This window comes from Nocardioides jejuensis (assembly GCF_004337475.1).
In the GTDB taxonomy this organism is placed as follows: Bacteria; Actinomycetota; Actinomycetes; order Propionibacteriales; family Nocardioidaceae; genus Nocardioides; species Nocardioides jejuensis.
Genome location: NZ_SJZJ01000024.1, coordinates 24,987 through 40,550, shown reverse-complemented (window position 1 = coordinate 40,550; position 15,564 = coordinate 24,987). Strand labels below are relative to the sequence as shown.

The 15,564-nt window shown below is 70.5% G+C and carries 21 protein-coding genes; 5 read left to right on the top strand and 16 right to left on the bottom strand.

Annotated features, from left to right (window positions below; genetic code table 11):
• Positions 1 to 148 precede the first annotated feature (148 nt).
• A complete protein-coding gene (nusB, locus tag EPD65_RS13240) occupies positions 149 to 547 on the bottom strand; it encodes a transcription antitermination factor NusB (protein WP_131584892.1) in 399 nt (132 codons plus the stop codon).
• A complete protein-coding gene (gene efp, locus EPD65_RS13235; protein ID WP_131584890.1) occupies positions 547 to 1,113 on the bottom strand; it encodes an elongation factor P in 567 nt (188 codons plus the stop codon). The genes nusB and efp overlap by 1 nt, the downstream gene beginning before the upstream one ends.
• Before the next feature lie 106 nt (positions 1,114 to 1,219).
• Between efp and EPD65_RS13230 the strand changes: the two genes are divergently transcribed.
• Both EPD65_RS13230 and EPD65_RS13225 read left to right on the top strand, forming a co-directional pair.
• Entirely contained in the window at positions 1,220 to 1,717 is a 498-nt protein-coding gene (locus tag EPD65_RS13230; protein WP_131584888.1) for a hypothetical protein, read from the top strand.
• A gap of 10 nt (positions 1,718 to 1,727) precedes the next feature.
• Entirely contained in the window at positions 1,728 to 2,051 is a 324-nt protein-coding gene (locus EPD65_RS13225) for a hypothetical protein (protein WP_131584886.1), read from the top strand.
• A 26-nt stretch (positions 2,052 to 2,077) separates the two neighbouring features.
• Here EPD65_RS13225 and EPD65_RS16730 read toward each other — a convergent pair whose 3' ends face one another.
• On the bottom strand, positions 2,078 to 2,335 hold the full coding sequence (locus tag EPD65_RS16730) for a hypothetical protein (RefSeq protein ID WP_165873005.1): 258 nt from the start codon (positions 2,333 to 2,335) through the stop codon (positions 2,078 to 2,080).
• Here EPD65_RS16730 and EPD65_RS16340 point away from each other — a divergent pair.
• From EPD65_RS16340 to EPD65_RS13215, 3 genes are read left to right on the top strand one after another with little or no spacing between them, the layout of a single operon-like run.
• On the top strand, positions 2,271 to 2,615 hold the full coding sequence (locus EPD65_RS16340) for a hypothetical protein (RefSeq protein WP_165873004.1): 345 nt from the start codon (positions 2,271 to 2,273) through the stop codon (positions 2,613 to 2,615). The two genes, EPD65_RS16730 and EPD65_RS16340, sit on opposite strands and share 65 nt — an antisense overlap.
• An 8-nt stretch (positions 2,616 to 2,623) precedes the next feature.
• Positions 2,624 to 3,217 carry a hypothetical protein gene (locus EPD65_RS16335; RefSeq protein WP_165873003.1) on the top strand — a complete coding sequence of 198 codons (594 nt, stop codon included), beginning with the start codon at positions 2,624 to 2,626 and terminating at the stop codon, positions 3,215 to 3,217.
• Positions 3,214 to 3,744: an RNA polymerase sigma factor gene (locus EPD65_RS13215; protein WP_131584884.1), complete on the top strand. Its 531-nt coding sequence runs from the start codon at positions 3,214 to 3,216 to the stop codon at positions 3,742 to 3,744. The genes EPD65_RS16335 and EPD65_RS13215 overlap by 4 nt, the downstream gene beginning before the upstream one ends.
• Positions 3,745 to 3,803: 59 nt before the next feature.
• Here the strand turns inward: EPD65_RS13215 and EPD65_RS13210 are convergent, their stop codons facing one another.
• The 13 genes from EPD65_RS13210 to EPD65_RS13150 all read right to left on the bottom strand — a co-directional run bounded on the left by EPD65_RS13210 (position 3,804) and on the right by EPD65_RS13150 (position 15,553).
• A complete protein-coding gene (locus EPD65_RS13210) occupies positions 3,804 to 4,547 on the bottom strand; it encodes an SIMPL domain-containing protein (RefSeq protein ID WP_131584883.1) in 744 nt (247 codons plus the stop codon).
• A gap of 75 nt (positions 4,548 to 4,622) precedes the next feature.
• Positions 4,623 to 5,063: a type II 3-dehydroquinate dehydratase gene (locus EPD65_RS13205; RefSeq protein WP_131584881.1), complete on the bottom strand. Its 441-nt coding sequence runs from the start codon at positions 5,061 to 5,063 to the stop codon at positions 4,623 to 4,625.
• Entirely contained in the window at positions 5,056 to 6,168 is a 1,113-nt protein-coding gene (gene aroB / locus EPD65_RS13200) for a 3-dehydroquinate synthase (protein WP_131584879.1), read from the bottom strand. The genes EPD65_RS13205 and aroB overlap by 8 nt, the downstream gene beginning before the upstream one ends.
• Entirely contained in the window at positions 6,165 to 6,674 is a 510-nt protein-coding gene (locus EPD65_RS13195; protein ID WP_207891551.1) for a shikimate kinase, read from the bottom strand. Before EPD65_RS13195 ends, aroB begins: the two co-directional genes overlap by 4 nt.
• 7 nt (positions 6,675 to 6,681) lie before the next feature.
• Positions 6,682 to 7,863, bottom strand: a complete 1,182-nt coding sequence (aroC, locus tag EPD65_RS13190) for a chorismate synthase (RefSeq protein WP_131584877.1) — start codon at positions 7,861 to 7,863, stop codon at positions 6,682 to 6,684.
• Between the two features lie 147 nt (positions 7,864 to 8,010).
• Positions 8,011 to 8,754, bottom strand: a complete 744-nt coding sequence (locus EPD65_RS13185) for a mechanosensitive ion channel family protein (RefSeq protein WP_131584875.1) — start codon at positions 8,752 to 8,754, stop codon at positions 8,011 to 8,013.
• A 91-nt stretch (positions 8,755 to 8,845) separates the two neighbouring features.
• The gene (locus EPD65_RS13180; RefSeq protein ID WP_131584873.1) at positions 8,846 to 9,526 is read right to left on the bottom strand and encodes a prepilin peptidase; all 681 of its coding nucleotides are present in this window, start codon (positions 9,524 to 9,526) and stop codon (positions 8,846 to 8,848) included.
• Positions 9,526 to 10,332 carry a shikimate dehydrogenase gene (locus EPD65_RS13175; RefSeq protein WP_131584871.1) on the bottom strand — a complete coding sequence of 269 codons (807 nt, stop codon included), beginning with the start codon at positions 10,330 to 10,332 and terminating at the stop codon, positions 9,526 to 9,528. The genes EPD65_RS13180 and EPD65_RS13175 overlap by 1 nt, the downstream gene beginning before the upstream one ends.
• Entirely contained in the window at positions 10,332 to 11,564 is a 1,233-nt protein-coding gene (mltG, locus tag EPD65_RS13170) for an endolytic transglycosylase MltG (protein WP_131584869.1), read from the bottom strand. Before mltG ends, EPD65_RS13175 begins: the two co-directional genes overlap by 1 nt.
• Positions 11,561 to 12,046, bottom strand: a complete 486-nt coding sequence (gene ruvX, locus EPD65_RS13165; RefSeq protein WP_131584867.1) for a Holliday junction resolvase RuvX — start codon at positions 12,044 to 12,046, stop codon at positions 11,561 to 11,563. Before ruvX ends, mltG begins: the two co-directional genes overlap by 4 nt.
• Before the next feature lie 14 nt (positions 12,047 to 12,060).
• Positions 12,061 to 14,748: an alanine--tRNA ligase gene (alaS, locus tag EPD65_RS13160; protein ID WP_131584865.1), complete on the bottom strand. Its 2,688-nt coding sequence runs from the start codon at positions 14,746 to 14,748 to the stop codon at positions 12,061 to 12,063.
• On the bottom strand, positions 14,748 to 15,056 hold the full coding sequence (locus EPD65_RS13155) for a DUF6167 family protein (RefSeq protein WP_131584863.1): 309 nt from the start codon (positions 15,054 to 15,056) through the stop codon (positions 14,748 to 14,750). Before EPD65_RS13155 ends, alaS begins: the two co-directional genes overlap by 1 nt.
• Positions 15,053 to 15,553 (bottom strand): hypothetical protein, encoded by a 501-nt coding sequence (locus EPD65_RS13150; protein ID WP_131584862.1) that lies wholly within the window; start codon positions 15,551 to 15,553, stop codon positions 15,053 to 15,055. Before EPD65_RS13150 ends, EPD65_RS13155 begins: the two co-directional genes overlap by 4 nt.
• Between the last annotated feature and the right edge of the window lie 11 nt (positions 15,554 to 15,564).

The window sequence follows — 15,564 nt, the reverse complement described above, 5'->3', positions numbered from 1 at the left end:
AGTCGGGACGCGCGGGACAGGTGAACTGTGCCGGTCCAGACCACCACGACACGCCGTGACGCCGCGTACGCCGGGTTAACTCCTCGTAAAAGCATCGCGGCCCGCGACCTCCCCTTGAGGGGTGGTCGCGGGCCGCGGCGTACGTCGGTCAGGCGGACTTGCGCTGGATCGCGCCCAGCACGCCGTTGACGAACGCCGGAGACTCGTCCGTGGACAGGTCGCGCACGAGGTTCATCGCCTCGGTGATGGCGACGGCGTCCGGGATGTCGTCGACGTACAGCAGCTCGTAGACACCGAGACGCAGGACGTTGCGGTCGACCGCCGGCATGCGCTCCAGCGTCCAGCCCTGCGCGGAGTCGGCGAGCAGCGCGTCGATCTCCTGCGCGTGCTCGATGACGCCGAGCACCAGCGTGGTCGTGTAGGGGTTGGTCGGCGCCTCGCCGTCCTCGATCGCTCGGTCGAGCGCGTCACGCGCGCTCTCTCCGCGAAGCTCGGAGGCGAAGAGCAGGTCAAGAGCCCGCTTGCGGGCCTTGCCGCGAGCGCTCATCAGCCCTTCACTCGGGACAGGTAGCCGCCGCCGTCGCGGGTGTCGACCTTGATCTTCTCGCCGTTCTCGATGAACAGCGGGACCTGGATCTCGTGGCCGGTCTCGAGCGTGGCCGGCTTGGTGCGACCGGTCGCGGAGTCACCGACGACGCCGGGCTCGGTGTAGGAGATCGTCAGCTCGACGGAGGCCGGGAGCTCGACGTACAGGACGCGGCCCTCGTTCATCGCGATGATGACGTCCATGTTCTCGAGGAGGTAGTTGGGCGCGTCGCCCATCAGCTCCGGCTGGACCTCGACCTGCTCGTAGGTGTCGGTGTCCATGAAGACGAACGACGAACCGTCGTTGTAGAGGTAGTTGTAGCCGCGCTTGTCGACCGTGGCGGTCTCGACCTTGGTGCCGGCGTTGAAGGTCTTGTCGACGTTCTTGCCCGACTCGACGTTCTTCAGCTTGGTGCGGACGAAGGCAGGGCCCTTGCCCGGCTTGACGTGCTGGAACTCGACCACCTGCCAGAGCTGGCCTTCGATGTTGAGAACCATGCCGTTCTTCAGGTCGTTCGTGGTTGCCATGCGCGCGAAAACCTCTTCATGTGTCAAGTAAACGGAAGCTGCCCGGGACAGCAGCCGCCAAGTCTAGACTCCAGCCGTCCTCACCGCCCATTCGGAGGTTCCACGCATGTCGACCGAGCTCTCGACGCGCCTGACGGCAGCCGCGTTGGCCGTCTTCGCGACCGTCGTGATCGGGCTCGGTGCCGTCCTCCTGATGAATCGCGGCATGGCGGCAGGCGGACCGGAAACGGGGCCGGTGACGGTCCTCGACCAGCCGACGATCGGGCCCCGGTCCCCGTCCGCGACGTCCTCCGCGTCCTCGCCGTCTGCGTCGTCGAGCGACAGTGCCACGGCGTCCGCGACACCGGCGGACGGGGCCTCCGGTACGACGGATGCTCCGTCGTCAGAGCCGACGACGACGGCCAGCGCCACCGCGTCCGCGTCCGGGCACCACCACCATGACGGCACCTCCGGAGGTGGCACCGGAGGCAACCCGGGTGGCGGCTCCGGCGGCAGCTCCGAGTCGACCCACAGCTCTGCTCCCGAGGCCAGTGCGTCGGATTCTCCGACGGCAGCCAGTGAAACGCCGACGGACGCGACGGACCCGGAGGCCGTCGCACCCTGACAATGGTCGGGTGAACACACGCCCTCTCGGGACCGCGCTGGCGTGCGCCGTCCTTGCCTTGCTCCTGGCGGCCTGCGGCTCTGACACCGCCACGAAGCCCGCGCCCACCTCTTCGACGATCACCCCGACGAACGCGGTGTCGACCCCGGCCGCGACGTCCGGGACACCGTCTCGTGCGGCGAGCGCGGCGCCGCCGTCCAAGGATGCGGACGCGAGCGGCGTACCCTCGCAGACTGCGTCCCCGAAGGCCTCGTGGTCGCCGCGGCCGACGCCGACCGCCACGGACATCACCTCCGACATGGGCCCGGGTGCCCACGACGGCGACGGCGAGTAACAATCCGCGGGTGCCGTGACATGTGGTCAGTAACGGGCTGCATCAAGCGGCCCCCATCCCTCGGGAGCTGACATGCGCAACCTTCTCGACCCGCGCCTTCTGGCCGCAGCCGTGGCGACCGTCGTGGTCGCCGGCGTCGGTGCGGCGTACGCCGCTGACGCCGCTCGTTCCGACAACCACCGCACCCCTGCTGACTCCACCAGCGAGACGACGGCTCCGGTGACCGACGCTCCGGAGACTGAGGCCCCGGACAGCGAGGCGCCCGAGACCGAGGCACCGGACACCGAGGCACCGGACACCGAGGCACCCGAGACCGACGCCCCCGACTCGGAAGCACCTGACACGGAAGCGCCCGAGACCGAGGCTCCGGACACGAAGGCGCCGGAGGCGGACGACCAGGGTGACGACGCCGACGAGCCGGGCGACGACGACCAGGGTGAGGACCAGCAGGCCGAGGAGGGTGACCACGAGTCCACCGACTCCCACCAGGGCGACGAGCAGGGCGACGACCAGAGCACCGAGTCGGGCGACGACGCGCACGGCGACCACGGCTCGGACGACTGAGACAGGCGATGGCACCGGCCCCGCTGCTGCGCGTCGACGTCCCACGACTCGAGCCGTCGGACGCCTTCGTCGCGCAGCTGGCCGGGCTTGCGGGAGCGGGGGCAGCGGTAGCGGCCCCCGCTCCGGCTACTACGCCGTGGTGGTCGCGCCCGGTGGCCCAGGTGGCCTTCGCGATCGCCTCGGTGCTGCTGGTGGTCGGCAGCGCCCTCGCACTCGGACAGGTCCGTGGATCAGACCAACAACCGACGCACAAGCCCGACGCCACCCCCGCTCCGACCGCGACGTCGACGGGCATCCCGTCCCCATCGCCGCGCACCGACGTCCGCGGCGGCACACCCGGGCCGCATGACCGTGCTTCGTCGGGCGCCTCGGGCCTGGCTCGTCATGGGTCGGGTGAGCCCACACCGACGGATGGCCCACCCGCGGGCGTCCCGTCTGGACCCCGGACCGTGCACCCCGCGGACGACGGATCGGACGGCGCGGCCGGCGAGGACGAAGCGCCCAGCACCGCAGCGTCCGACGAACCCACCGACACCGACGAGCCCGAGGACGAGCCCACCGCAGGCGCTGCCACCGACGACGGCGGTGACGACGCCGGGTGAGCCAGGATGACGCACTCATCGAGTGCGCGAAGCAGGGCGATCCCGACGCCTGGCGTGAGCTCTACCGGAGCCATGCCGGGCGCCTCGTCGTCTGGCTCCGCAGTCGGTCCTCGGACGACTGGGCGGTCACCGCGGAGGATCTGGCCAGCGAAGCCTGGCTGGTCGCGGCGTCACGGGTCCAGGAGTTCCGCGGAAACGCGGACGACTTCGCAGGCTGGCTCTTCGGCATCGCCCGCAACCACGCACTCAACCTGCAGCGACGCACGGCCCGGCGTCGTACCGGCCTCGACGGCGGAGCTGCAGCCGCCACGCTGACGGCGCCCGACGACGTGGCGGCCTACGACGGTCTGGACGCGGCGCGCCGGATGCTTGCGCCCCTTCCCGAGCGCGAGCGGGACGTGCTCGCCTGCCTCGAGGTGGTGGGGCTCGACATCGCGGCCACCGCTGCTGCGCTGGGTATCTCGCCCACGTCCGTGCGCGTCGCGCGCCACCGGGGCCTCAAGCGCCTGCGCGCAGCCACGTCCTAGCGTTCCCGGAAGCGGGCGCTGGCGGGTGGGCCTGCCTCGCGCGGCAGGCCCACCCCGGCTCAGTCGAGGCCGTAGACGACCGACACGTTGACGCTGATCTTCTGCTCGCCCGGCTCGATCGGCACGGCCGCACCGTCAGCCTTGAGGGAGTTCAGGTTGTCCGCTGCCGCGAAGGGCTGGTAGCCGGCGGAGGCAGTGTTCTCCGTGATCCGCACGACCTTGCCCAGGTCGCGGCCGGCGGCGTCGGCGTACGCCTTGGCGCGGGTCTTCGCGTCCTTCATCGCCTTGGCCCGGGCCTCGCCCATCGCGGCGTCCTTGTCCGAGAGCGTGAGCCGGGTGTTCTGGATCTGGACGGCGTTGCCGCCCGCGGTGACCGCGTCACCGATGATCTGTCCGGCAGTGTCCAGGTCACGTGCATAGACGCGGATCGAGTGGTCGGCGTCGTAGCCCTTCTGGTGCTCGCCGTCGCGGTCGTAGATGAAGTGGGGATTCACGGAGAAGCCGGTAGTCCGGATGTCCTTCTTCGCAACGCCGGCCTTCTCGAGGGCCGCGGTGACCTTGGTCTGCAGGGCATTGCCCTCTGCCAGGGCCTCGGCGTTGGTCGGCTGCGTGACGCGGACGGTCAGGTCCACGATCAGGAGATCGGGGACCACGGTCACCTTGCCCGAGCCCGACACGGAGACGGACTCAGTTCCCGGCTTGTCGTGGCCGCGTGCGCCGATTGCGTAGGCGGCGATGAGTCCGAGGACGAGCAGCACAACGAGGGCAGCGACGCTGCCGATGAGGGCACGGGGACTGGTCATGACGGGCTCCTGGATGTCCGGGGTTGATGCAGAGTAGACGTCCCGCCTGCTGATCCGGTTCCGTTGTCGCCCGGCTCAGCTGCGCGCGAGGATCTCCAGTGCCTGCCGGTAGCCGTCGATGCCCTGGCCGGCGATGACCGCAGCGGCGTACGGCGTGACGACCGACGTGTGCCGGAACTCCTCCGGGCGCTGCTTCGGGTCCGAGATGTGCACCTCGACCAGCGGTGCGACGAGCTGCGCGCACGCGTCGAAGATCGCCCAGGAGTAGTGCGTCCAGGCGGCAGCGTTGAGGACGACCGGCGTGGCGTCGTCGGCGGCCTCGTTGAGCCAGTCGAGCATCACGCCCTCGTGGTTGGTCTGCCGGGTCTCGACGAGAAGACCGAGCTCACTCCCCCACTGCGTGCACAGCTCGGCGAGCTGCTCGTGCGTGGTCGTGCCGTAGATCTCCGGCTGGCGGCGACCGAGGCGCCCGAGGTTCGGGCCGTTGAGGACGAGCACGCGCTGCATGTCAGCCATCCTGCCCGGCGACGCCGGCCATGACGTCGTACGCCGCGCGGAGGTGCTCCTCGCTCGGACCCGACAGGACGACCGGCTTGCCGATGTCGTCGAGGACGACGAACCGCAGCGTGTTGCCGCGCGACTTCTTGTCGACGCGCATCGCTGCCAGCAGGTCGTCGAACGACGCACGGTCGTACGCCGTCGGCAGCCCGACCGCACCGAAGGTGGCCGCGTGACGTGCTGCGAGCTCGTCGGAGATGTGGCCGGTCAGGCGCGCGAGCTCGGCGATGTAGACGCAGCCGATCGCGACGGCTTCGCCGTGCCGCATCGTGTAGCCCTCGGCGCGCTCGATCGCGTGGGCCATCGTGTGGCCGTAGTTGAGCGCCTCGCGCCCCGGGTGACCGTCGCGGCCGCCGGTCTCCTTGAGATCGTCGACGACCACGTCGATCTTGACCTGGATGGCGCGCTGGACCAGCTCGGGCAGGACGTTACCCGCGGGGTCCGTCGCCGCGGCCGGGTCGGCCTCAACGAGGGCCAGGATCTCCGGGTCGGCGATGAAGCCGCACTTGATCACCTCGCCGAAGCCCGCGACGAGCTCCGCGCGCGGAAGCGTCAGCAGCGTGTCGAGGTCGACCAGTACGCCGGACGGCTCATGGAAGGCGCCGACCAGGTTCTTGCCCGCGGCCGTGTTGATGCCGGTCTTGCCGCCCACCGCGGCGTCGACCATCGCCAGCAGTGTCGTCGGCACGTGCACGACCTTGACGCCCCGGAGCCACGAAGCCGCCACGAAGCCACCCGCGTCCGTGGTCGCGCCGCCGCCGAAGGTGACGACCGCGTCGGACCGCGTGAAGCCGGCCTCGCCGAGCGCTTCCCAGCACTGGAAGATCACGTCGGCGTCCTTGGTCTGCTCGCCGCTCGGGAGGCCGAGCGCGAGGACGTCGTAGAGCGGGCGGAGCACCTCGAGCACGGGCTCGGCGAGCTGCTCGAGCTCGGCGGCGTAGAGGAACGCAACGCGCTGGACGCCCTCGCCCAGCAGTGCCGGCAGCCGATCGGCCAGACCACGGCCGATCACGACGTCGTACGGCGAGGCGCCGCCGACGTGCAACGTGGTCTCGGTGCTCATGCGTTCTCCTCCACGCGACGGATGATCTCCGCCGCGACATCGTCAGGGGTGCGGCCGTTGGTGTCGACCGTGATCGTCGCAACGGCGGTGTAGATCGGGGCGCGCTCCTCGAGCAGCTTCATCACGCGAGCGCGGACGTTGCCGAGCAGCAGCGGGCGGCCGTGCCCGAGACCGACGCGCTTCACCGCATCGGCGACGCCGACCTCGAGGTAGACGACCGCGTGACCGCGGAGCGCCTCCTGCGTCGCCGGAGCCAGCACGGCTCCCCCGCCCAGGGCCAGGACGCCGTCGTGCTCGACGAGCGCGGCGGCGACAGCAGCGACCTCGAGAGCCCGGAAGTGCTCCTCGCCGTCGTCGACGAAGATCTCGCTGACCGGCTTGCCGGCGAGCCGCTCGATGTCCTGGTCGGTGTCACGGACGCCGAGACCCCAGTGCTCACCGAGGCGGCGCGCGACGGTCGACTTGCCGGCCCCCATGGGACCGACCAGCACGACGCGGGGAGCCACCCTCAGCTCACTTGAAGTTGATGGCGTCGAGGTATGCCTGCGCGTTGCGGCGCGTCTCCTGCACCGAGTCGCCACCGAACTTCTCGATGACGGCGTCGGCCAGCACGAGCGCGACCATCGCCTCGGCCACGATGCCGGCGGCGGGCACGGCGCAGACGTCGGAGCGCTGGTGGTGCGCGACGGCCTCCTCGCCGGTGGCGACGTCGATCGTCTTCAGCGCGCGCGGGACGGTCGCGATCGGCTTCATCGCGGCGCGGACGCGGAGCACCTCACCGGTGGACATGCCGCCTTCGGTGCCGCCAGCACGACCCGACGTACGCCGGATGGTGCCGTGCTCGTCCTTGACGATCTCGTCGTGGGCGAGCGAGCCCGGCGTCGCGGCGAGCTCGAAGCCGTCGCCGATCTCGACACCCTTGATCGCCTGGATGCCCATCATCGCGGCCGCGAGGCGCGCGTCGAGGCGGCGGTCCCAGTGAACGTGCGAGCCGAGGCCCTGCGGCAGTCCGTAGACGACGACCTCGACGACGCCACCGAGGGTGTCGCCGTCCTTGTGGGCGACGTCGATGCGCTCGACCATCGCCGCCGACGAGGCGGCGTCGAGGCAGCGGACCGGGTCGGCGTCGAGCTTCTCGACGTCGGCGAAGACCGGCAGCTCGGTGCCGGTCGTCCGCACGCCACCGAGCTCGATGACGTGGCTGACGATCTCGACACCGACGGCCTGCGCGAGGAAGTTGCTGGCGACGCGACCGAGGGCCACACGCGCGGCAGTCTCGCGAGCGGAGGCGCGCTCGAGGATCGGCCGCGCCTCGTCGAAGTCGTACTTCTGCATGCCGACGAGGTCGGCGTGGCCCGGACGCGGGCGCGTCAGCTTGGCGTTGCGCCCGGTCTCCTTGAGGAGCGAGGGGTCCACCGGGTCGGCGGACATGACCGTCTCCCACTTGGGCCACTCGGAGTTGCCGACGCTGAGCGCGATCGGACCACCCTGGGTCTTGCCGTGGCGGACACCGCCGGTGATCGTCACGACGTCCTGCTCGAACGCCATGCGCGCGCCACGGCCGTAGCCGAGGCGGCGACGGGCCAGCGAGTCGGCGATGTCGTCCGAGGTCACCTCGACGTGCGCCGGGAGACCTTCGAGGATTGCGGTGAGCGACGGTCCGTGGGACTCGCCTGCGGTGAGCCAGCGAAGCATGGGCTCATCCTTTCACGAGTACGCCGCTCCCCCGCCGCCGCGCTCCCCTTGCGGACGACGGGCCACCTGCCACGCGATCGGGCCCCGACACGCAGATGTCCTCGGCGTGTCGGGGCCCGGTGCTGTGTCAGCTGGCCGCGGGGCGGGTCAGTTGCCCGACTCCGGAGCGGCAGCGCCCGCGAAGCCGCACTGCTTCTGCTCCTGGTCGACCTTGAGGGTGAGCCGGTCCATCCCCGCCGCGTGCGCGTCAGCGACGCTGCCCGACTCGATGGTGCCGGCGTCGCGAGCGCGCGAGAGGTCGGAGACCTTGTCGCAGATGTGGAAGACGTCGCTGCTCGGGCCCCAGTAGACGGTGTCGGAGCCGACGTGCTCGATCACCGAGTCACGCTCGGCGGTGTACTGCTCGACCGACGGCGGGTTGAAGTCGATGCCGAGGGTCGTCGCCACCAGCGCAAGGACGACACCGATGCCACCGGCCACGGCCTTCTGCCCCTTGCCGAGGTCCTTGTCCAGGAAGATCAGGACGACGAGCGGCACGAAGGCCAGCAGCGTGATGAAGGCGCCGAGCTGGTTCTGGATGAAGAAGCGGACCGTGACGCTCTTGTGGGCCGGGTCGAGGCGGTTGGCCTTCTTCCACAGCAGGTTGCCCGCGATCGCCAGGATCGCGATGACCACGAGGCCGCCGATCAGGATCGCCATGCGGCCGTTGGTGAAGGGCTGTCCGTTCTTGGCGAGGAGCTCTCCGAAGATCAGTCCGAGCTCCGCGGCGATCGCGGCAACCCACAGGATGATCGCGATCAGGCGTAGCTGGGTGGCGCTCGAGTTGGCCTGGGCGCTCGGCTTCCATTCGGCGCCGGCTGCGTCCGGCTCCGGCGTGACCTTGTTCGACATGCAAACCTCCGAGTGGGATGTCGTCACGCCCCCGTGGGCGTCCTGGGCCGCACGATGCCACATCCAGGCGGCGTGGAGCCGCAGGCGGACGTCAGGCGGCGACGGCCTGCCACACCGCGCCGACGAGCACGCCGAGCAGCATGAACGGTCCGAACGGGAACGACCGGTCCGTCGTCAGCCGCAGCAGCCGCATCGGCACCCACAGCAGGACACCGAGCAGGAAACCTGCGTAGCCACCGACCAGGAGCGCCGTACCCCCGAGGAAGCCGAGCGCCAGCCCGACAATTCCGGACAGGCGGACGTCACCGAAACCCATGCCGGGCGTGAACCGCCACAGCAGCCAGTAGATCGCCCGGAGGATCACCAGGCCGAGCGCAGCAGCGACCAGACGCCGGGGCTCCCCCATGAGGAGGCCCGACGCGACGACGAGCACACCAACGATCAGGTACGACGGACGGATCAGCGCCGTGGGCAGCAGCCGTAGCCGCCAGTCGACGTACCCGAGTGCGACACCAACAGGGCAGAGGTAGAGCAGGAAGAGCAGCGACCAGTCGGCGCCGAGCGCCCCACCCAGGACCGCACCGGCGGCCGCCGAGGCAGCGGCCCCCTTCCAGAGCAGCCCGTGAGCCGCTGCGACCTCGGCGTACGGGATCTTGTCGACGGCGGACGACGTGCCAGCCTCCGGCTCGGGGAGCCAGCGGATCAGCCGCGGCACGCCCAGGCCGAGCAGCCCGGCGACTGCAGCGCACCAGACGGCGACGACGACATGCATCAGAGGAGGTTCCGGGCGCCGAGCTCGGCCTCACCCGCGACCCGCATCTCCGCGAGGGGTGCCTCGTGGCCGGTGAAGAGCGAGAACTGGATCGCGGCCTGGTGCACGAGCAGGTCCAGGCCGGAGACCAGGACGCCGCGCGCGGCACGAGCCAGGGGCGTCGGCCACGGGTGGTAGAGGACCTCGAAGGTGACCTCGACGTCGTCGCATCGCGAGACCAGGTCGGGCGTCTGGGCCTCCCCCGGGATCGTCGAGACGAGGATGTCGCCCTCGGCGAAGTCATCCGTGAGGGAGCCGACGATCACCGTCGGGGCCGACGGGTGCCGCTGGACCGCTGCCACCGTCTCCGCAGCCCGATCTGGAGAGCGGACCAGGAAGCGGATCTCGGTCGCGCCGAGGTCGCAGAGCGCAAGAGCCGTGGAGGTGGCGGTCGCCCCGCCGCCGAGCACGGTCGCGGCCAGGATCCGGCCGTCGTAGCGCTCCCGGATCGCGGCAGCAGCACCCGGGATGTCGGTGTTGTCGGCGTGGATCGTGCCGTCGTCCAGGACCAGGGTGTTGGCTGCTCCGGCGAGCCGGGCGCGGTCGGTCACCGTGTCGGCGAGCGGCATCGCCTCACGCTTCAGCGGCATCGTGAGGGACAGGCCCCGCCACTCCGGCCCACGGTCGGTCACGAAGGCCGCCAGACCGCCCGCCGGAACGCGCTTGGTCCGGTAGGTCCAGTCCATGTCGAGCGCGGCGTAGCCGGCCCGGTGCAGCACCGGTGAGAGTGAATGAGCGATCGGATCGCCGAGGACAGCGCACTTCATCAGCAGCGGTCCGACTCGGTGGCGCAGTAGTGCTGGAACTCCTGCACGTACTTCTGGTGCTCGGCGTACGTCGCGGCGAACTTGGTCTCGCCCGTGCGCAGGTTGACCGTCACGTAGTAGTACCAGGGGCCGCTCGCGGGGTGGGCCGCAGCAGCGAGCGCGTCGTCACCCGGCGCCTCGATCGGGCCCGGCGGCAGGCCGGCGTGCTTGTAGGTGTTGTACGGGCTGTTGACCGCGAGGTCGGCGTTCGAGGTGTGCGCGACGCCGGTCTTGCCGAGCGCGTAGTTGACCGTGGCGTCGATCTGCAGGAGGCCGTTGGTGCCCGCCTGGTTGCCCGGACCATCGAGACGGTTGAAGATCACGCGGGCGATCTTCGGCATGACGTCTCCGCGGCCCTCGGCCTGGACGAGGGAGGCGATGGTCATCAGCTCGGCGGGCGTCTTGCCGAGGCGCTGGGCCGAACCCTCGAGGTCGACCTTGTCGGCGGCCTGGTGCCACCGGTCGACCATCTCCTTGAGCATGTCCGCCGGCTTGGCGTTCGGCGCGAACGCGTACGTCGCAGGGAACAGGTAGCCCTCCGCGTTGCCGTGTGCGTACGCCGGCAGGCCGAGCTGCTTCGCGTTGCCGAGCACCCGCTCGAACTGCGCCGTCGAGAACTTCGTGTGCTTGACGAGCAGGTCGACGACGTCCGCTACGCGCAGGCCCTCCGGCACCGTCACCTTGTCGGTGCGCTGGTTCGCCGGATCGGTGAGCACGGCGAAGGCGTCGGCCGCGCTCATCTGCTTGCGGACCTCGTAGAAGCCGATCTGGATCTGGGACGACGCGTCGGCGTGGGCGCGCGCGTAGTCGATGTAGGCCTGCGCGGACTTCACGACACCGGCGTCGCGGAGCTTCACACCGATCTGGTCGGCGGTGTCACCGGAGGCGACCTCGACCAGCACGGGCGTCGTGCCTGCGCCGGTGTAGTCCTCGGGCCCCTGGAACTGCTCCTTGATCCGGTCCAGGCCGACGATGCCGCCGACGACGACCGCGCCACCCATGAGCACGATCAGGATGAGCAGGAGCAGGCACCCTCCGCCGACGCGCTTGCGTCCCTCGCGGTGGCCGCCGCCGTTGTCGTGGGAGAAGCCGAGTGCCGCACCGAGGTCACCGTGGTGGCCGGCGGCCGAGCGGTGCTCGCCGGAATGGTGGCCGTCGTGCTGGCTGGGCTGGTCGGGCTGCTGCTCGGTCACGCCTGGTCTCCCTCGTTCGCCACATCGTCGGTCACGTCCACGACCTCGCCGGGTGCGCTTCCGCGAGCCCGCTCGGACTCGAGCGCGTTCTGCAGGATCACCACGGCCGCGACCTGGTCGACGACTGCACGTCGCTTCTGACCCTTGCGGCCCTGGGACCGCAGCTGTGCCTCCGCCGTCACCGTGCTCAGTCGCTCATCACACAGCCTGACCGGCACCGGCGCAATGCGCCGCGCCAGAAGGCCCGCGAACTCGCGGACCTTCGCCGCTGCAGGCCCCTCGGTCCCGTTGAGCGAGCGCGGCAGACCCATGACCACCTCGACGGCGTTCTCCTCCTCGAGGATCGCCACGATGCGGTCGATGTCGCCGTCACCGCGCTGGACGGTCTCGACCGGCGTGGCGATGATCCCCATCGGGTCGCAGCGCGCCACGCCGATCCGGGCATCACCCGGATCCACGCCCAGTCGCACTCCGAACCGCATGCCTCCGGCTCCCGTCAGGCCTGGACGGTCTGCTGGACCGACGCGATGACCGCAGCCACCGCGGCATCGACCTCGCCGGTCTCCGTGCCGCCGCCCTGGGCCATGTCGGCCTTGCCGCCGCCCTTGCCGCCGATGAGCGGGCTCACCGCACGGAGCAGGTCGTTGGCCGAGAGCCCCTTGTCGCGCGCGACCTCGTTGGTCGCTGCCACCACGGAGACCTTGCCGTCGGCCACACCGAGTACGACGACCACGACGGCCTCGCTCGGAGCGAACCGGGCCCGCACATCGGTGACGAGCGTGCGGACGTCGCCGCCGCCCGCGCCGTCGATGCGCTTCGCCACGACCTTGACGCCGTTGACGTCCTGCGCCGCTGCAGCGATGTCGCCGCCGGCCGCCAGGAGCTGGGCGACACGGACCTTCTCGATCTCCTTCTCGGCACCCTTGAGGCGCTCGACGAGCTCGCCGACGCGGCCGACGATGTCGCTGGTCTGGGTCACCTTCAGGAGGTCGGTCAGCTCGCCGACGATGTCGCGCTCGCGGGAGAGGTACTTGAAGCCCTCGAGGCCGGTGAACGCCTCGATGCGGCGGTTGCCCGAGCCCACGGACGCCTCGCCCGTGACGACGAGCGTGCCGATCTGCGAGGAGTGGGACACGTGCGTGCCGCCGCAGAGCTCGCGGCTCCAGGGGCCACCGATCTCGACGACACGGACCTTGCTGTCGTCGTACGTCTCGCCGAAGAGGGCGATCGCGCCCCAGTCGCGCGCCTGCGGCAGCGTCATGTAGTCCCAGGAGACCGGGAGGTCGGCGCGCAGTGCGTTGTTGCAGACCTCCTCGACGTCCTTGAGCTGGGTGGGCGTCAGCGCCTGCGTCCAGCCGAAGTCGAGGCGCAGGTAGCCCGGGCGGTTGTACGAGCCCGACTGCAGCGCCGTGGGGCCGAGCACCTCACGCAGCGCGGCGTGGATGACGTGCGTGCCGGAGTGCGCCTGGCGGGCACCGGTGCGCCAGTCGTGGTCGACGCGGGCGTGCAGCGTGGCGGCACCCGCAGCACCGGCGGCGTACTCACCGTCGACGACGCGGACCTGGTGGACGACGAGGCCCTTGACGGGGCGCTGGACGTCGAGCACCTCGAAGCGACCACCGTCGAACTCGATGATGCCGGCGTCGGCCGCCTGGCCACCCGACTCTGCGTAGAACGGCGTCCGGTCGAGCACGAGCTCGCCGATCTCGCCGTTGCGCAGGACCGGGACGTCCTTGCCCTCCTGGAGAAGGGCGAGCTGCCGCGACTCCGTCTCGAGCGTCTCGTAGGCAAGCCACTCGGTCGGGCCGTGGGCGTCCATGATGCCGCGGTAGACGGTCAGGTCGGCGTGGCCGCCCTTCTTCGCCTTCGCGTCGGCCTTCGCGCGGTCGCGCTGCTCCGCCATCAGGCTGCGGAAGCCCTGCTCGTCGACCGAGAGGCCGGCCTCGGAGGCCATCTCGAGGGTGAGGTCGATCGGGAAGCCGTAGGTGTCGTGGAGCTGGAACGCCTTGTCGCCACCGAACGTCGCGACGCCCTTCTTCTTCAGGTCGGCCGCAGCCAGGTCGAAGATCTGCGTGCCGGACGTCAGCGTCTTGCGGAACGCCTCCTCCTCGGCGTTCGCGACGCTGAGGATGCGCTCGTAGTTGTCGAACAGGTCGGTGTAGGTCTGACCCATCCGGTCGCGGCTGACCGGCAGCAGCTCGCGCAGCGCGGGGTCCTCGTAGCCGAGCAGGCGCATGTTGCGGATGACGCGGCGGGCCAGGCGGCGCAGCACGTAGCCGCGCCCCTCGTTGCCGGGCGTGACGCCGTCGTTGATCAGCATCAGCGAGGAGCGGATGTGGTCGGCGACGACGCGGAAGCGCACGTCGTCCTCGGGGTTCGCGCCGTACTTCTTGCCGGTGAGCTCCATCGCCTTCTCGATGACCGGGAAGACGACGTCGGTCTCGTACATGTTCGCCTTGCCCTGGAGCAGGTAGGCGACGCGCTCGAGACCCATGCCCGTGTCGATACCGGTCTGCGCCAGCGGGCCGGCGATGTCGACGTCGTACTTGGAACGGGCAGCGGAGATGTCGTCCTGCATGAAGACGAGGTTCCAGAACTCCAGGTAGCGGTCGCCCGCGTCCCAGTCGCGATCGGCACCGAACGCCGGACCACGGTCGATCAGGATCTCCGAGCACGGACCACCCGGACCGGGGACGCCCATCGACCAGTAGTTCTCGCTCGGGGGCAGCCGGACGATGCGGTCGTCGGGCAGGCCGGTGATCCGCTTCCACAGCGCCACGGCCTCGTCGTCGCCATTGAGTACGGACGGGTAGAGCACCGACTCGTCGAGCCCGAAGCCGCCGTCGGCCTGGCTCTTGGTGACCAGCTCCCAGGCGAGCTGGATCGCGCCCTCCTTGAAGTAGTCGCCGAAGGAGAAGTTGCCGCACATCTCGAAGAAGGTGCCGTGGCGGGTGGTCTTGCCGACCTCCTCGATGTCCGGCGTGCGGATGCACTTCTGCACGCTGGCTGCGCGCTTGAACGGCGGCGTCTCCTGCCCGAGGAAGTACGGCTTGAACGGCACCATGCCCGCGTTGACGAAGAGCAGGTTCGGGTCGTCGAGCAGCAGCGACGCCGACGGGACGACGGTGTGGCCCGCCGCCGCGAAGTGGTCAGTGAACCGTCGGCGGATCTCGGCGGTCTCCATCAGTGCTGTCCTCGGCTTTCCAGTTGCTTCAGCTGAGCCCCGCTCGCGGCGGGACGAAGTTCGTTGGTGCGGGTGCGGTCAGGCGTGGGTGGCAGCCCGAGCCGGTCGCGCAGCTCGTGCTCCTTGTCGACGCGGGCCTGCTCGACCTCGGCGCGCAGCATCCGTGCGCCGAGTGCGAGCGAACGACCGCGGTCACGCAGGCCGTCAGGCGTCAGTGCCTCTTGTGCACGACGCGCCTTGACCATCCCGTAGACGCCGACACCGACTCCGGCGACGAACATCGCGGCCCGGCCGGGGACGGCGCTCATCCGGCCACCTGCTGCGACCGCCCCTGGGCGGCGCGCTCCCGGGCGCGGATCTCGTCACGCACTCGTCGGTACTCGTCCTTGCGGGCCTTGCGCGATCGCTTGATCTCGCGCTTCATCTCGAAGCGGATCCGGTTGCGGACCTCGGGAGCGAGTGCTCGTCGTACGCCATGGGTGAGGGCCGCTGCCTTCACCACCGTCTCGCGCGCCACGATGTCGACGAAGAGCCTGCCGTCGATGCGCTGCACCGGCTCGACCACCTCAGGGGTCTCGTCGATCTCGTGCCCGAGGCTCGTGATCACGAACTCCTCGGGAGCCGCGACCGGTCGCGCGGTCTGCAGGGCAAGCGCCTCGATCTTCGCGCGCAGCTCGGCGGCTTCCGCACGCGTGCGAGCCAGCTCGGCCGCGGTCTGCCGGCGGTCGCGGCGCATCAGCCCCACGGCAGCGCCGCACACAGCGACGACCACCACCACAGCGAGCGCGAGAACGACCCAGATCACAGTGCCCGACC

Coding starts and splice junctions, on each gene's coding strand:
- ruvX (WP_131584867.1), bottom strand. CDS start 12,046: ATGCGGTTCGGAGTGCGACTGGGCGTGGATCCGGGTGATGCCCGGATC.
- nusB (WP_131584892.1), bottom strand. CDS start 547: ATGAGCGCTCGCGGCAAGGCCCGCAAGCGGGCTCTTGACCTGCTCTTC.
- EPD65_RS16335 (WP_165873003.1), top strand. CDS start 2,624: ATGGCACCGGCCCCGCTGCTGCGCGTCGACGTCCCACGACTCGAGCCG.
- EPD65_RS13185 (WP_131584875.1), bottom strand. CDS start 8,754: ATGTCGAACAAGGTCACGCCGGAGCCGGACGCAGCCGGCGCCGAATGG.
- EPD65_RS13205 (WP_131584881.1), bottom strand. CDS start 5,063: ATGGCTGACATGCAGCGCGTGCTCGTCCTCAACGGCCCGAACCTCGGG.
- aroC (WP_131584877.1), bottom strand. CDS start 7,863: ATGCTTCGCTGGCTCACCGCAGGCGAGTCCCACGGACCGTCGCTCACC.
- EPD65_RS13210 (WP_131584883.1), bottom strand. CDS start 4,547: ATGACCAGTCCCCGTGCCCTCATCGGCAGCGTCGCTGCCCTCGTTGTG.
- EPD65_RS13230 (WP_131584888.1), top strand. CDS start 1,220: ATGTCGACCGAGCTCTCGACGCGCCTGACGGCAGCCGCGTTGGCCGTC.
- efp (WP_131584890.1), bottom strand. CDS start 1,113: ATGGCAACCACGAACGACCTGAAGAACGGCATGGTTCTCAACATCGAA.
- alaS (WP_131584865.1), bottom strand. CDS start 14,748: ATGGAGACCGCCGAGATCCGCCGACGGTTCACTGACCACTTCGCGGCG.
- EPD65_RS13175 (WP_131584871.1), bottom strand. CDS start 10,332: ATGAAGTGCGCTGTCCTCGGCGATCCGATCGCTCATTCACTCTCACCG.
- aroB (WP_131584879.1), bottom strand. CDS start 6,168: ATGAGCACCGAGACCACGTTGCACGTCGGCGGCGCCTCGCCGTACGAC.
- EPD65_RS13155 (WP_131584863.1), bottom strand. CDS start 15,056: ATGAGCGCCGTCCCCGGCCGGGCCGCGATGTTCGTCGCCGGAGTCGGT.
- EPD65_RS13180 (WP_131584873.1), bottom strand. CDS start 9,526: ATGCATGTCGTCGTCGCCGTCTGGTGCGCTGCAGTCGCCGGGCTGCTC.